The 15,652-nt window shown below is 44.9% G+C and carries 14 protein-coding genes; 7 read left to right on the top strand and 7 right to left on the bottom strand.

Annotation, left to right across the window (positions count from 1 at the left end):
* Positions 1 to 7: 7 nt before the first annotated feature.
* Positions 8 to 610, top strand: coding sequence for a YitT family protein (locus AB4558_RS02310; protein WP_017060757.1), 603 nt, complete (start codon positions 8 to 10; stop codon positions 608 to 610).
* A 180-nt stretch (positions 611 to 790) separates the two neighbouring features.
* Here the strand turns inward: AB4558_RS02310 and treC are convergent, their stop codons facing one another.
* From treC to gmhB, 5 genes are all read right to left on the bottom strand, one after another.
* Complete coding sequence (gene treC, locus AB4558_RS02305) at positions 791 to 2,476, bottom strand: alpha,alpha-phosphotrehalase (protein ID WP_372157910.1); 1,686 nt, start codon at positions 2,474 to 2,476, stop codon at positions 791 to 793.
* Positions 2,477 to 2,617: 141 nt separating this feature from the next.
* Positions 2,618 to 4,042 (bottom strand): PTS trehalose transporter subunit IIBC, encoded by a 1,425-nt coding sequence (gene treB, locus AB4558_RS02300; RefSeq protein WP_372072552.1) that lies wholly within the window; start codon positions 4,040 to 4,042, stop codon positions 2,618 to 2,620.
* A 205-nt stretch (positions 4,043 to 4,247) separates the two neighbouring features.
* Positions 4,248 to 5,192, bottom strand: coding sequence for a trehalose operon repressor TreR (gene treR, locus AB4558_RS02295; RefSeq protein WP_017060760.1), 945 nt, complete (start codon positions 5,190 to 5,192; stop codon positions 4,248 to 4,250).
* Positions 5,193 to 5,276: 84 nt separating this feature from the next.
* Positions 5,277 to 5,624 (bottom strand): MliC family protein, encoded by a 348-nt coding sequence (locus AB4558_RS02290; RefSeq protein ID WP_372072554.1) that lies wholly within the window; start codon positions 5,622 to 5,624, stop codon positions 5,277 to 5,279.
* Between the two features lie 112 nt (positions 5,625 to 5,736).
* On the bottom strand, positions 5,737 to 6,321 hold the full coding sequence (gene gmhB, locus AB4558_RS02285; RefSeq protein ID WP_017060762.1) for a D-glycero-beta-D-manno-heptose 1,7-bisphosphate 7-phosphatase: 585 nt from the start codon (positions 6,319 to 6,321) through the stop codon (positions 5,737 to 5,739).
* A 207-nt stretch (positions 6,322 to 6,528) separates the two neighbouring features.
* Here gmhB and metN point away from each other — a divergent pair, with 207 nt between their 5' ends.
* The 3 genes from metN (at position 6,529) to AB4558_RS02270 (ending at position 9,112) form a co-directional block, all read left to right on the top strand.
* Positions 6,529 to 7,563, top strand: coding sequence for a methionine ABC transporter ATP-binding protein MetN (metN, locus tag AB4558_RS02280; protein ID WP_017060763.1), 1,035 nt, complete (start codon positions 6,529 to 6,531; stop codon positions 7,561 to 7,563).
* Positions 7,553 to 8,236: a methionine ABC transporter permease gene (locus AB4558_RS02275; protein WP_017060764.1), complete on the top strand. Its 684-nt coding sequence runs from the start codon at positions 7,553 to 7,555 to the stop codon at positions 8,234 to 8,236. Before metN ends, AB4558_RS02275 begins: the two co-directional genes overlap by 11 nt.
* A 66-nt stretch (positions 8,237 to 8,302) precedes the next feature.
* Positions 8,303 to 9,112 carry a MetQ/NlpA family lipoprotein gene (locus tag AB4558_RS02270; protein ID WP_017060765.1) on the top strand — a complete coding sequence of 270 codons (810 nt, stop codon included), beginning with the start codon at positions 8,303 to 8,305 and terminating at the stop codon, positions 9,110 to 9,112.
* A 120-nt stretch (positions 9,113 to 9,232) separates the two neighbouring features.
* On the opposite strand, the gene AB4558_RS02265 is transcribed toward AB4558_RS02270, so the two are convergent.
* Both AB4558_RS02265 and syd read right to left on the bottom strand, forming a co-directional pair.
* The gene (locus tag AB4558_RS02265; protein WP_017060766.1) at positions 9,233 to 10,009 is read right to left on the bottom strand and encodes a Zn-ribbon-containing protein; all 777 of its coding nucleotides are present in this window, start codon (positions 10,007 to 10,009) and stop codon (positions 9,233 to 9,235) included.
* A gap of 4 nt (positions 10,010 to 10,013) precedes the next feature.
* Complete coding sequence (gene syd, locus AB4558_RS02260; protein ID WP_050633962.1) at positions 10,014 to 10,559, bottom strand: SecY-interacting protein; 546 nt, start codon at positions 10,557 to 10,559, stop codon at positions 10,014 to 10,016.
* Between the two features lie 131 nt (positions 10,560 to 10,690).
* Between syd and queF the strand changes: the two genes are divergently transcribed.
* From queF to AB4558_RS02245, 3 genes are all read left to right on the top strand, one after another.
* On the top strand, positions 10,691 to 11,536 hold the full coding sequence (gene queF, locus AB4558_RS02255) for an NADPH-dependent 7-cyano-7-deazaguanine reductase QueF (RefSeq protein WP_171732499.1): 846 nt from the start codon (positions 10,691 to 10,693) through the stop codon (positions 11,534 to 11,536).
* Positions 11,537 to 11,594: 58 nt separating this feature from the next.
* Complete coding sequence (locus tag AB4558_RS02250) at positions 11,595 to 13,853, top strand: tetratricopeptide repeat protein (RefSeq protein ID WP_102393215.1); 2,259 nt, start codon at positions 11,595 to 11,597, stop codon at positions 13,851 to 13,853.
* Between the two features lie 118 nt (positions 13,854 to 13,971).
* The gene (locus tag AB4558_RS02245) at positions 13,972 to 15,537 is read left to right on the top strand and encodes a GGDEF domain-containing protein (protein WP_081229491.1); all 1,566 of its coding nucleotides are present in this window, start codon (positions 13,972 to 13,974) and stop codon (positions 15,535 to 15,537) included.
* The last annotated feature ends 115 nt before the right edge of the window (positions 15,538 to 15,652 follow it).

Here is a 15,652-nt window from a genome sequence, read left to right as displayed (position 1 = left end):
AAAAACGATGGAAAAACACTCACGTAAAGAAGATTGGGTAGCGATTCTCACTGGCACGTTTTTAGTGGCGTTAGGCGTCTTCTTTTTACAGTCAGCGAACCTGCTTACCGGGGGCACTACTGGCTTGGCTCTGCTTTTGAGTCAATTCTTGCCTGTAACCTTTGGTATTTTGTACTTTGTTGCCAATTGTCCATTCTATTTATTAGCATGGAAACGATTCGGCCGTAGCTTTGCTATTAGCAGTGCGATTTCTGGTGCTTTAGTGTCTGTGTTTGCCGATCATTTATACTTAGTTATCTCGCTAGAAGTTCATAACGAGATCTATTGTGCTGTTGCCGGCGGCTTACTAATGGGCTTAGGTATGCTAATCCTATTCCGTCACCGCTCAAGTCTGGGTGGCTTCAACGTACTGTGCTTGTTTATCCAAGACCGCTACGGTATCTCGGTAGGCAAAACACAAATGGGTATTGATGCGTGTATTCTGTTTGCATCGTTCTTCTTCGTGTCACCTTGGGTGATTGCCGTTTCTGTATTAGGCACCGCAGTATTGAACATCGTATTGGCAATGAACCACAAACCAACTCGCTACTCGGTGAATTACGCGTCTTAGAGTTCATTACCTGCTCTGTCGTTGCTGGCACTCGATGCTCAAACTTCTCGCAAGTAGACTCGAGGCACGATATTCCAGCCATCACTAAAACAAAAAAGGCTTTGGGGAGCACTCCAAAGCCTTTTAACAGCCGAATCCTTTAAGGGGAAGAGAATCAAGCCGATTGAAATAAAAACAAGGTTAACCTTCAATCAAGAGAATACGAGTCTCGTAAGGACGTAAGACTTGATGATGTAATGCAACTGAAGTGTTCGCTTGTTGATAGTTAGACAACAGACTCTTCGCCTTAGTCATATCAAAACGTTCCGGTAAAACGCACTCCGCCTCTTCACCATAATAGTTGTTAATACACAGCAAGGTTTGCCCTTCGTTCTCACGTGCATATGCAAAAATGGATGAGTGATCAGGCAATAGATCTTGATAGCTGCCATCTGTAATCACTGGCACTTGTTTACGTAACTCAATCAAACTCTTATAGAAATAGAAAACAGAGTCTTTGTCTTCCAGTGCTTGCTCAGCGTTAATCCCAGGGTAATTATTCGCTACATCAAGCCATGGCTGAGCTTGTGAGAACCCTGCGTAAGGCTCACTGTTCCATTGCATTGGTGTACGAGAGTTATCACGAGACTTCTGCGCCAAAATCGCCATCATATCTTCATGAGCCACACCATCACGGTTCACCATGATGTCGTACATATTGGTACTCTCAACATCACGATACTGGCTAATTTCAGTATAGCTAGGGTTAGTCATGCCAATCTCTTCACCTTGATAGATATAAGGTGTGCCCTGCATCATGTGGATAGAAGCGGCGAGCATCTTGGCTGATTCAACGCGATATTGCTGATCGTTACCTAAGCGACTCACCACTCTTGGTTGGTCGTGGTTACACCAGAATAGTGCGCCCCACCCTTTGCCATTCAATCCCGTTTGCCAGTGGTTAAAGATCGATTTGAGCTGTAAGAAATCAAACGGCGCATTGGTCCACTTCTCACCATTGGTGTAATCGACCTTAAGGTGGTGGAAGTTAAACACCATCGATAGCTCACTGTTATCAACGTTTGAGTATTGCTGGCAGTGTTCCAACGTGGTTGAAGACATCTCGCCTACGGTCACGCTGCCGTACTTCTGAAATACGGCTTCGCTGATCTCTTTCAGGTATTCGTGTACACGTGGACCATCGGTATAGAAACGACGGCCATCACCGATATCATCATTAGGAAAGTCTTGCTGCTTCGAAATCAGGTTGATCACATCCAAGCGGAAACCATCAACGCCCTTTTCTGCCCAAAAGCTGATAACGTCTTTCACTTCTTCACGTACAACCGGGTTCTCCCAGTTGAGGTCAGCCTGTTCTTTGGCGAATAAGTGTAGGAAGTATTGCCCAGTCGCCTCATCTAGTTCCCACGCATTACCACCGAACTTAGACTGCCAGTTAGTTGGTGCTTGACCATCTACGGGATCTTTCCAAATATAGTAATCGCGGTAAGAGCTGTTTTTGTCGCCCAAAGCAGATTGAAACCATGCATGCTCTGTCGAGGTGTGGTTTACCACGATATCCATCACGATACGGATACCACGTTGGTGCGCTTCAGACAGCAATAAGTCGAAGTCTTCCATGGTGCCGAATTGAGGATTAATCGCGTAGTAGTCTGAGATATCGTAACCATTATCGATCATAGGAGATGCGTAAACCGGGGTTAGCCAAATCGCATCGACACTCAAATGTTTGAGGTAATCCAGTTTCGAAATGATCCCTTTGATGTCGCCAGTACCTTTACTGCCACTGTCGCAGAAGCTCTTTGGGTAGATTTGATAGATGGTTGCGGTTTTCCACCAGCTTTCATCATGTTCAGTCATCGCCATCTCTAACACTCACTTACCAGAAAATATAAAATAAAAATCACCATGTGAATCATGGTCGAATAGCCGTTATAACTAAAAGAAAAAGCTATAACTAAGAGAAAAAGCGATGGCTCACTTTGGAGTCATCGCTTATTAAATGCATTACGCGTTGGCGGTTTCTAGTTCGCCTTTCATCTGTGCTCGTTTATAGAAGAACAGTGTTAACGTGACGGGTAGTACAATCGCCACCAGCATCGCAATTAAGTAAACAGACCAATATTGAGGTTGAATCGATAGGATGCCCGGCAAGCCGCCGACACCGATACCATTCGCCATCACACCCGCGCTACCACAGATTGCGGCTGCAACAGCACTACCAATCATTGCGCTCAGCATTGGGAATTTGTATTTAAGGTTAATACCGTACATCGCAGGCTCTGTTACACCTAAGTAGGCTGAGATTGCCGCAGGAACCGAGATATCTCGTTCACCTTCACGCTTACTCAAGATAATGATGCCGACTACTGCCGATGCTTGTGCAATGTTTGATAGTGCAATCAAAGGCCAAATTGGTGTCCCGCCTAAGTCTTGCATCAGTTGCAGATCCACCGCGTTGGTGGTGTGGTGAATACCCGTGATAACCAAAGGTGCGTATAGGAAACCAAAAACCACTGAACCAAGAATCGCAAAATCACCTGTCATTGCAGCTTTAGCCGCGAATGCCACACCATCGCCTAACATACGACCGAATGGGCCAATGAAAGCGTGCGCTAGAATCACAGACAAAATAATCGATACAAATGGCACAACCACTAGGTACAAGTAAGCAGGGACGATACGCTTAAGATTGGTTTCAATGAACGCCAAAGCCACACCCGCTAACATCGCTGGGATCACCTGAGCCTGATAACCGACCTTCTCAATCACGAACAGCCCAAAATCCCATACCTCAGGTACCGATTTACCTATCATGTATGCGTTCATGAGTTGTGGTGAAACTAAGGTCACACCGAGCGTGATACCCAAAATAGGGGTTCCGCCAAGCTTCTTAACCGTAGCCCAACACACGCCAACCGGTAGGAAGAAGAAAATAGCTTCGCCGATCAACCATAAGAAAGAGTGAACGGTTGCCCAGAATTGACTGATTTCAACGAGGGTTTTGCCGTCGAACATGCGAATGTCGCCAATCACATTACGGAAACCAAGAATCAAACCACCTGTAATGATGGCAGGCAGCAGTGGTACGAAAATTTCGGCTAAATGGGAGATACCACGCTCAAGGAAGTTCATGTTTTGACGAGCAGCCAGCTTCGCCTCATCTTTTGATGATGCCTCTTTACCTGTCTGTTCAATCAGAAGTGCGTACACTTCATCAACTTCAGTGCCAATCACAACTTGGAATTGGCCTGCATTAGTAAAACAGCCTTTTACTAGCTTCAGTTTTTCGAGTTCAGCTTTGTTGGCCTGCTCTGTATCGTTCAATACAAAACGCAGTCGAGTCAGACAGTGGCTGACACTCGCAATGTTTTCTTTACCACCGACTAACTCGATAAGACGCGCAACGTCTTGCTTCGCTATCTTACTCATACTACCCCACCCTGGTTTCATTCAATTACTCATCTAAACCATGCAAGCTATAATCACTCAGACTTAGATTTATGGGAACATTCCCAATTACGGTTATTATAATGCCCGTATGAATGATAAATTAAAATGGGAACAATCCCATTAATTGAAAGAGATCACACTCTAATTTTAATCTAAGCCGTTCAATTTCGCTTAATTGAGTGGATTATAGAATAGGAGATTGCGTATGATGAGAGATCTCTGAATTGCCTAAAAGCTGAGAGATCAATAGATTAGCAGCCAACTTACCTGCAGATTGGTAACCAGGATCAATGCTAAATACTCGTGGGAATAAGAAAGAGAGAAGATCATTACCACCAACGCCAGTCACCACCACATCTTCACGTTGTAGTTCTTGCAGACGCTTGATTACACCAAGAGCCAGCGTATCACTGGCACAAACGATCGCTTGAGTCGCGGGAGTTAACACCTCATCCACCAGCTGATAAGCACTTTCGTGATGAAGTTGACCAGTACGATAGTTTGCCACTGAACCTGTGTTTTCACACCAATCGAGATAAGCCTTAAGACGCAGTTCACCGGTTGATTTATCACTAGGATCAACCCCGATAAAGCCAACGTCAGAGATCCCTTGATCCGATAAATGCACCAACGCACTATTGATCACCTGTTGGTTATCATAGTTAATCGACGTCACGTTCTCGGTATCCAGAGCAATCACCACCGCTTTGTGTTCCCAAGCTTCGATTGCCGGAATATCGCAGTCAGTAAAACCAAATACAATAATGCCATCAACGTTACGACGCTTTAGAACTTGCAGGTGCTCATTGGCTTTATCTCTATCAAGTTGGCTTTCCATGATCACGACATCGTAATCCGCTCGATACAACTCGGCCAGCATCGTACTTACCGCTTTGTTTTCAGAAGGAGAGTCCAGACGAGAAATGATTACGCCGATGACTTTTTGACTGCCACCGCGCATCGATTGCGCAGATTTTGAAGGCGTGTACCCAGATTCTTGAATTACTCTTTCCACCCTTTCACGGGTTTCAGGTTTCACTTTTGGATCATTGGTCAGAACGCGTGATACGGTTGACTTACCAACACCGGACAGCTTTGCAATATCAAGAATAGTGAGTTTTTTGCTCATAAAAAGTCTAACGTTAAAGGGAAGAGAAGAAAAAGTGAGGGTAGATTCCCTCACTTAACTGTTTGTAAATACTAGCAGTTCTTACTATGACTTACTTTGGCAATTTCGATAGACTACGCGACCAAGTTCTAGACGCGCATTGTCACCTTTCGTGCGCAAAGTGATGCTGTTAATCATCTCTGAAGTGCCATCATCTAAGATGTATTTGGTTCCTGAGCCCGCTGGAACTTGAGTCAGGCGGTATTCATTATCAGGCAAGCGTAGTACCGCTTTTTCATTATCAAGGTAAGACACATCAAACGAGACGTCAGACTCACATTGATAAGTCGCGAATTGATCATTCGATGTTGCGCTATCAGTCTCAGGGGCTGCTGATTTAGAGCACCCAACCAATGCTACTGTACATAGAGATGCTACCAACATAGCTTTCATACTTCGTTCCTCATCTTTATATAGTCAACGACACTTAGCCTATTCACAGGTTCGAACAAACCTAATGTAAGTGCCTAATGATAGGTCCATACCTTAGTGATAAATAAAACGTTTAGCCTTTTAAGAAAGCGGGTACGTCTTTAATGCTATCAAGTACCACGCTAGCCAACGCTTCACCTTTTTCAGTGATGGGTTTACCCGTTCTTACCAAGACTTTAGTACCAACACCTGCTGCTTCTGCAGCCATCATGTCTTCCGCTTTATCGCCGATCATGACCGAGTTAGCCATATCAATCTTCAGAAAGTCACGAGCAGAAATGAACATGCCTGGCTTTGGCTTACGACATTCACAATCTTGCTTGTAGTCACCAATACCGTGCTCAGCGTGGTGAGGACAGTAATAAATGCCATCGAGCTCGACACCATTATCAACAAAGTTCCAATCCATCCACTGCGTTAAAGAAAGAAAACGGTCTTCACTAAACATGCCGCGAGCAATACCAGATTGGTTGGTCACTAGCACCAATAAATAACCCATATCTTTAAACGCTTTCGCCGCTTCAAACACACCATCGATGTATTCAAAGTCATGCTCATCATGTACGTAGCCGTGATCAACGTTAATCACTCCATCACGATCTAAAAAAACAGCAGGTTTAGACAAAATTTTGTTCTCTATCAACTCTCTATTAATCATTAATTATTACACGCTTTATTTGCTTCATCACTATCTATTTAGTTTTGCGTTCGTTAACGATTTGTTTCTAGCTTAGCCATACAATCGACGTTTAGCCGTCTAGACGTAAAAATATCTATTGACTTAGATCATAGAACACCATAGCATCGTCTGTAAATCGAGCGAGCTATCGACATATTATTCTGTTCTACCTGCACGGGTTTCTCTATGATTAAAGTGAATCAAGTCAACAAGGTTTTTTATCAAGGCACTAAAGAAATCAATGCCTTAATTGATATCAACCTCCACATTCCTCAAGGTCAAATCTTTGGAGTCATCGGCTCTTCTGGTGCAGGCAAAAGTACCCTGATCCGTTGTGTAAATATGTTGGAAGCTCCGACCTCTGGTGAAGTGATTGTTGACGGTATCGACCTAACAAAACTCAGCAAATCAGAACTTAGCGAAGCGCGCCGTAACATCGGCATGATATTCCAGCACTTCAACCTGCTGTCTTCTCGTACTGTATTTAACAATGTAGCACTGCCTCTAGAACTTGCTGGTAAAGATAAAGCGATTATTGAAGCGAAAGTCAGCGAGTTACTTGAACTGGTTGGCCTTGCTGATAAGCGTGACACCTACCCGGCAAACCTAAGTGGTGGTCAAAAGCAGCGTGTGGCGATTGCTCGCGCACTGGCCTCTGACCCGAAAGTACTGCTATGTGATGAAGCCACCAGCGCATTGGATCCAGCAACAACTCAATCTATCCTTGAGCTGCTGCGTGAAATCAACCGCAAGCTGAACATCACTATCCTGCTTATTACACACGAGATGGATGTGGTTAAAAGCATTTGTCACGAGGTTGCGATCATTGGCGGCGGTGAATTGGTAGAGAAAGGTACAGTCGGTGACATCTTTGCTCATCCGAAGACAGAGCTAGCGCATCAGTTTATTCGCTCAACGTTGGATCTGACGATCCCTGAAGATTACCAAGCACGTTTGCAAGAGACTCGCGTAAACAGCAGCTACCCGCTGGTGCGTCTTGAGTTTACTGGTGCAACGGTTGATGCTCCGCTAATGACGCAAATCGCACGTAAATTCAATATCGATGTCAGCATCTTAAGTTCTGACCTTGATTACGCCGGTGGCGTGAAGTTCGGCATGATGGTCGCTGAACTGTTCGGTAATGAAGCAGATGATAATGCTGCTATCCAATTCCTACGCGACAACAATGTAAAAGTAGAGGTGCTTGGTTATGTCCTTTAGTTTCAACGAGATTGCTGACTGGATCAGCCTTAACGGTAACCTTCTTTTAGGCGCAACAGGCGAAACGCTTTACATGGTTGCTGTTGCAGGCATTGTTGGCTTCGCGGTCGGTATTCCACTAGGCGTGATTCTGCATACGACTAAAAAAGGTGGCCTGTTAGAGAACACCAAAGTAAACAAGATTCTAGGTGCGATTGTGAACGTGGGTCGTTCAGTACCTTTCTTAGTTTTGATGGTTGCGATTATTCCACTGACTAAGATGCTGATTGGTACCTTCATCGGTACAACAGCAGCGATTGTTCCACTGACGATTGGCGCTATCCCATTCGTGGCTCGACTTATCGAAAGTGCACTACTTGAAGTACCAACAGGTCTAGTGGAAGCGGCCCAATCAATGGGCGCAACACCAACACAAATCATCAATAAGGTTCTGCTTCCAGAAGCACTACCGACTATCATCAACTCAGTAACGATTACGCTAGTGACTCTGGTGAGCTACTCAGCAATGGCCGGTACTGTAGGCGGAGGTGGCCTAGGTGATGTCGCGATTCGTTACGGATTCCACCGCTACGATGTGACCATCATGGCTGTGACAGTAGTGATGTTGATTGTGCTGGTACAAATTATTCAATCAATCGGTGATTCATTAGTTCGCCGTGTTGACCACAGATAAAGACTCACACATAAAGAGTAGAGTCGTCTGAACCTAATTAAATAGATTTATTAAAAGGAGATTATTATGAAATTTAACCTTAAAGGTTTACTAACTATCGCAGCAGCAGCTTCAGCGCTAGTTCTAGCAGGTTGTGGCGATAAAGAAGTGGATACTTCTAAAGTAAAAGTTGGCGTAATGGCAGGTGCAGAAGCGCAAGTTGCTGAAGTGGCAGCTAAAGTAGCGAAAGAGAAATACGGCCTAGACGTTGAACTGGTTACTTTCACGGATTACGTAACACCAAACGCAGCTCTAGATGATGGTTCTATCGACATCAACGCATTCCAACACGCACCGTACCTAGATCAGCAAGTGGCTGACCGTGGCTACAAGCTAACTATCGCTGGTAACACGTTTGTTTACCCAATTGCGGGTTACTCTAAAGAAGTGAAATCGGTAGACGAAATCCAAGACGGTGCTCGTATTGCTGTACCAAACGACCCTACAAACCTAGGTCGCTCTCTACTTCTTCTTGAGCAACAAGGTCTTCTTGAACTTCGTGAAGGCGCAGGTCTTCTAGCTACAGTTCGCGACATCGTGGGTAACCCTAAGAACCTAACGATTGTTGAACTAGACGCAGCTCAACTGCCACGTTCTCTTGATGATGTTGCTCTATCTATCATCAACACAACTTACGCGAGCTCTATCAACCTGACTCCACAAAAAGATGGCGTATTCGTTGAAGACAAAGATTCTCCTTACGTAAACCTAATCGTTTCTCGTGAAGACAACCTAAACGCTGAAAACGTACAAAACTTCGTTAAAGCTTACCAAACTGAAGAAGTGTACAACGCAGCTTCTGACATCTTCCAAGGTGGCGTCGTTAAAGGTTGGTAATCAACTAAACGACAGCACTGTATAGATACCCGAAGGGGCTGACATAACGTCAGCCCCTTTTTTAATGATAAAGATTTGCTAGAAAGTAAAGCATCTCAGATTTAAGCGAAACAAAGTCGATTACTTCAGGTGATCCCAAGAGATGTTTGACACCAATCGGCAGTCATCACACTTGAAATAGAAAATATCGTGGATAGGCGCATCTAGCAGCCATTCACCACCACATTGCGGGCATTTGCGCTCTTTTTCATCTTTCAGGCTGATCCCACCGACACGGTATAAGTAGTAGTAGGTTGGAACCTTAGTCAGATACTCAATGCGCCCTCTTAGACCCCAACCGCGTTTAAACAGCACACTCTTCGTGTCACTGATCTCGGTTAGCGTTGCATGTTCCGCGCGACAACCACCACCCATTTGTACTTCATCACAGGCTTGCCATTCGGTCTGCCATTTCAACACGGCTTTATGGTCACCATTGAAGGTTGGCGGGTTGCGATACAAAGGGATTGGTAGCAAGCTATCGCCACTACGCAGCGGTGAACAGGTGTGCACGAATGTCGTGTATAACACCTGCCAGCTTGGTGTTTCATCTTCTGCCACTTCTTCTGAGTTCAGATCTCGACCGAGCAAACGCATTTTAGGCGCTAGTAGGCTCGCGTTAGACAAGCGATCAAAACACACTTTCACAAAGTCTGAGTGATTTCGCGGGTGCAAGCTATCTTGCTCCGGGCACACAACGCGAACATAGAATTCCCCATCGCCCATCACGATTGGGAACTCACGACCTAACACTTGTCCGTTATAACGAAGTGCATCCATTAAGCCATTAACCGCCTTGTCGACAGCGCTTACCGTTGTGTTATCAAAACACTCAAATTGAAGTTCTAGTACGTACATCTATTTATACCGCTGGTTGTAGCTTTTCTAAAAATTCTGCCAATGTCTCGGCGAGCACATCACGATTTTTGGTACCTAAGCGCTCCAAAATCACGTTACCCGTTAGGTTACAGATAGAGATAACATCCAGCTCAGCATCGGTCGCGGCAATGAAAACCGTTGGTTTTAGCTTCAAGCGACGCTGAGTTACTAGGTGACCCAAAATGTTTTCTTGTAGGCATTCGAAGTCTTCATCACTCCAAATCTGTAACAGAGTCAATTCGTTACCATCGAAAGTTGCGTTCATATCTGCGCTGAATTGTGCGCCGTAGAAAGTTTTGATGTCTTCATGCAGAGTCAACTCAATACCGGTTTCAACGTTGGTGAAATCCGCGAATTGCTCACGTGGATAGTGCTTCCACAACACGGCATCGCCACTCTTTTCTTCTACGCATGGCGATACGATGTCCACCAACTCCTCATTACGAGGTAAGCTTTGGTGTTTCTGCTGCCACGCGTCAACGTATCGCTGACTAAAAGAAAGTAGTGCGTCTTGAGCACGTTGAGTCATGAAAATCTCCTAAACACAAAATAATAAATAGAATCCGAGCCCTTTCCGCGCCGATAAAGCGATGACTTAATGACAGGGTAAGGGGGATTCAGTAAAATCGCCCCCATTCTAATCGAATTTGAAACGAAAGTATGAGCAAATATTCTGACGCAAAAGAGCTAGCGGGTTTAACCCTTGGCCAAAAAACTGAGTACTCTAACCAATACGATGCAAGTTTATTGCAACCAGTGCCTCGTAGCCTTAATCGCGATGATCTTGCGCTAAACGGCGAGCTGCCTTTTGTTGGTCATGATATTTGGACGATGTACGAGCTTTCGTGGCTAAACACCAATGGTCTACCACAAGTGGCTGTCGGTGAAGTTTTCATCCCAGCAACCAGCCCAAATTTAATTGAATCAAAATCTTTCAAGCTGTACCTGAACAGCTACAACCAGACTCAATTTGAAAACTGGGATCAAGTAACCGAGCGCCTGACCCAAGATTTGTCGGCATGTGCAGGCGAAACGGTGATTGTGAATGTAAACTCAGTAACCGACTACACTAACCAACCTATCGTGACGATGGCAGGTGACTGTATCGACAACCAAGACATCCAAATCACTAGCTACGACTTTGAAGCGTCGCTGCTTGAAGGCGCTGCTGGCGAACAAGACGTTGAAGAAACACTGCACAGCCACCTATTGAAGTCGAACTGTTTGATCACCAATCAACCGGATTGGGGCAGCGTTGAGATCGCATATTCTGGTAAGCAAATTGACCGTGAAGCTCTGCTACGCTATTTAGTTTCTTTCCGTGAGCACAATGAATTCCACGAACAATGTGTTGAGCGTATCTTCACTGACATCATGAAATACTGTGCACCTTCGAAGCTAACTGTGTTCGCACGTTACACACGTCGTGGTGGTCTGGATATCAACCCATACCGTTCAACAGAGCAAGATAGACCAAGCCACAATAAGCGTATGGCTCGCCAATAATCAGGCGAGAACCACCCACACTTATTTGAACCTACCAAATCTTTAAAGGGACATTGAAATGCGTTGGTTATACGTTGTTAGTCTATTTATTTTAAGCTTAAGCACATCGGTCAATGCGTCGGTTTATTCGTCGGCGCTACTCAATGAAGCCAATAATTTGGTTGAGATCGAGCCGAGCCAAGCAAAACAAATGGCCAACAGCTACCTAACGCTGCGTGTCCTTTCTGATCAACGCGAGAAAAGCCCTTCAGCTATTTCTCGCGAAGAGACAGACTCCTCGATTCGAACACCAAACAGCAGTATCGATGCGTATAAGATCTTAGCCAAAGCGGAATACAACCTTGGCAATATGCGTATTGCGATTCAGCACATCGACAAAGCCTCCGAGCTAGCGCAAACCTATAAGCTTGATTACCTAAAAATAGATCTTCAGATCCTAAAAGTTCGCTTACTTTGGCTGAGTGATAGAAAATCAGCCAAAGCAAAATCAGAGCTCACTAACATTGAAACAAATCTAGAGTCGGTGAATAAAACCTTACGCTTAACGGAAGGCATTACCTATCGCTTGATCATGTTGAAAGCCGACATCGCCTCTTACGACAACAAGATCGATGAAGCCGAAAAGTTCTATCAAGAAGCCAAAACCTATCTCGATCAACGTTACTCTGAAAAAGTCACCATCGACTACCATATCTCCGTCGGCGAGTTTTATCTGACTCACAAAGAGTACAACCACGCGTTATCCGAGTTGTTGTATGGCTACTGGAAATCAGTAGAGGGCAATCTAAGTTCACGTTTGGCCAAGGTCAACCGCCTACTTGCGCAGCTTTTCTTTGAGCGCCAAGTGTTGGATAAAGCGTTAGAACACCTATCTCAAGCCGCTGATTTCTATGACAACTTTGAAAACTCGCCTGTCTTAGCACAAGTGCTTAAGAAAATGGGGGATGTGTACTTCTATCAAGGGAAATATAACCTTGCCTTGGTACACTTCTTCAACGTTCTTGATCACGAAAGCACTGACCGAGATATCCACCAAGTCATTGATATCCGACTAAGTCTATCGGCGACCTACTTACGCCTTTATAACTACCCTCTAGCAGAACAGTACCTAACCCGTGCCCTTGAGCTGCTGGAATATACCGACATTCCAAAGCTGGAAGGCCGTGCTGCACTGTTATCTGCAGGGTTAGCGTATCACCTACAAGAAAGCGAAGACGTGATAAAGCATGCGACACGTGCACTTGAGATCTCACGCCAGATAGAGAACATGCGCCTTTCACAACGCTCGTACTACTTACTTTCTTTGGGTTATGAACAGGCAGGTCGTCCACAGCAAGCATTGGCAAACCTCAAGCAATACAACAGCCTTGTCTCTCTAGAGCAGCAAAAACTCAACCGTGTTGGCGAAGACGCGTTCCGTCAACAGAAAGAATTTGCCGAACAAACCCTGCACTACGCAGGCCAAGCGCAAGAGCTAGAAAAGTACAAACTAGAGCATCGCAAGTTCCAGAAAATATCGTTCGCCCTATTCTTGTTCAGTATTATCTTGTTCTTCTTTGTGCTTCGCCGTGGCTACCTCATTCAAACCTTAGCCAAAGAAGTCGACTCACTACGCACCGACCTATTTACGCACTCACGTTCAAAGCTCCCGAACCTCAGAATGCTGAATGCCAAGCTGTCCAATTCGCTAGAACAAACCAGCCAGACCTTCGAACAGTGGCAACTTGGCGAATTGATTCATGAGCCACTCAACGACCGCTTACGCTTCGTGATGATTGATTTACCGTTCTTACGCAATATGTACACGCAGAACGGTTACAAAGCCGGTCTAGAACTGGAAGACGCTTTCGGTGAATTCCTAAAATCTAAGCTTGAAGGCCCAGCTCGTGTCTACCACTTCTCGGATGCGAACCTGCTTTATATCGAGCCAAACGCGGACCGTGATTTGTCGCCTGAGGACATGTTCAGAAAGATTCAGTCTTGGGTGAATGACTTCGAAACAGAGCGAAACATCAACCGAACGGTCCGTATGGGCATCGCTGACTACCCATTCTTGCCACGCGCTTACACCGCAATTAACGATCAAGAGCTGCTCGACGTATTGTTGATGTCGACCAATCTCGCCCGTGAGATCAGTCTCAAAGAGCGCAGTAGCCAATGGGTCTATCTAAAAGCTATCGATAATGCACCAGCAGCGAGCCTTGCAACTGGTAACATAAGAGAAGCGTGTAAACATGCGATTAATCAAGGGTTAATAAAAATACAATCCTCGTACCAGAATGAGGACAACATCAAAAAAATGCTAAAAGATGACTGATTTGCGAGCGGTTAAGAGCAGCAAGTCGTGACCTTATTTTTAGTTTTGTTATTATCGATGTAACGGAATTTCATCAAAATGATCGAGATCGGTCTACGCGGCGCTAATAAATACATCTATGGGCATTCTTGAAAAAGACATTCAGGCGCAACTCCACCAGCTGAAATCTCAGTTGGAGCAGGTCCGTTTGACGCAAAGAGACACCTCGTTCAAGTTTATTAGAGAACAGAAAGTTCTAAAGCGTATCGTCACGTCTTTAAGTGATGCATGTGTTGGTAGTAACAGCCATTTAGATGAAAACCTCATTGCCCTTAGGGAAGAGCTAGAAAAGCAAAAAGACATTAGCTCAATGATCCCAAAACTGGCAGTATTAGAAAGGATGCTTAAGCAGAAAACGTTGGCTATGGATAAACAGAACGGGTATCTGGACGATAGCATTAAGCACAGTGGGGAAACGCTGCAGCGCATAACTGGCCTTCCAGCACAGCTCAAACGCGACCTACGAAACTTACTTAGCTTCTCCGAATGCAATGGCAGTCAGAAAGTCGACCACGCCATGAAACTTCTCGGTATTTATGAGCGTGCCATAAAGATTATGGCGAATAACTCACGCACCCATTTTGCTGACGCTGCGCACTCTCCGGAACAAGAGCTCCTTTCCGACCTATCAAACGAACTACAACATCTGATCACTGAACTCGACTTCGAGGGTGAATCGGGTGATCTGCTTACCGATATTCGAGCGAAGCTGCTGCTTGGTGTTTCCACACAAAACCTACTTGAGCTAACACTTCAGATCCTCAAACTGGTTATTGAAGGCACCAACCTAGAACGTAAGAAGTCTGAACAATTCATCGATCAGCTTAATTCTTCTTTAGCGTCCAGCATCAAAACGGCAGACCAAAATGCCGACCAGAGCCAGAGCTACTTTGAGCACCGACAAGGTCTAAACTCTGAGTTAAATGAACTAGTCACTAGAAGCCAAAGCTCGGTAGATAAAGCGAAAGATATTGATAGTTTAAAGCTGTCGATTAATCCGCTACTCAGTGAAATCGCCTCTCTTTCGGAAAGGCTGAACCACGCAGAGCAAAAAGAACAAGCTCTGATAGAGAGAATGAGTTACGGAAAGACTCAGTTAGATTCACTCTATGAAGTGACGCAAGATTACCGTAAGCGCTTGGAAGATCAGGCTCAGCGTATGCTGCTTGATCCTCTAACCAAGGTTTACAATCGCACTGCCTTTACTGATCGCTTAGAGCTTGAGTATCGCCGCTGGATCCGCGCACAACACTCACTGCGCGTAGTACTTCTGGACATCGACAACTTCAAAGCCATTAACGATAGCTTTGGTTATACCGCCGGCGATAAAGCGCTTAAGATCATCGCAAGAACCATCACCAAAGAAGCAGGCACGACCGATACTGTGGCGCGTTTTTCAGGTGAAGAATTTGTCTTACTATTGCCAGAGCAAACCGATGAATATTGTCACCAAGTGATTCAAAACATTCAAACTCAAGTAAGCCGCTTACCCTTTAAGTTCCGTGACCAACAAATCACGATTACTTTATGCGCGGCAAGTACTCAGTTTAAAGAGTCAGATACACCTGAAGAAGTGTTAGAGCGACTCAATACAACACTAAATAAAGCAAAACAACGCGGTAATAACCAACTTGTTTGGCACTAGGCCAGCCCTAGATTTAATTTATTTCATTTTTTCAAATACTTATCACATACCATTTCCCTCAATGTTTGCTAAGCTAATGATTAACATTCGCTTAACAAGCATTCTTGGCAAGCAA

Source organism: Vibrio sp. 10N.222.51.C5, assembly GCF_041474575.1.
Classification (GTDB): Bacteria; Pseudomonadota; Gammaproteobacteria; order Enterobacterales; family Vibrionaceae; genus Vibrio; species Vibrio crassostreae_C.
The sequence above is the reverse complement of the archived record's forward strand: the minus strand, read 5'-3'. Positions and strand labels throughout refer to the sequence as shown.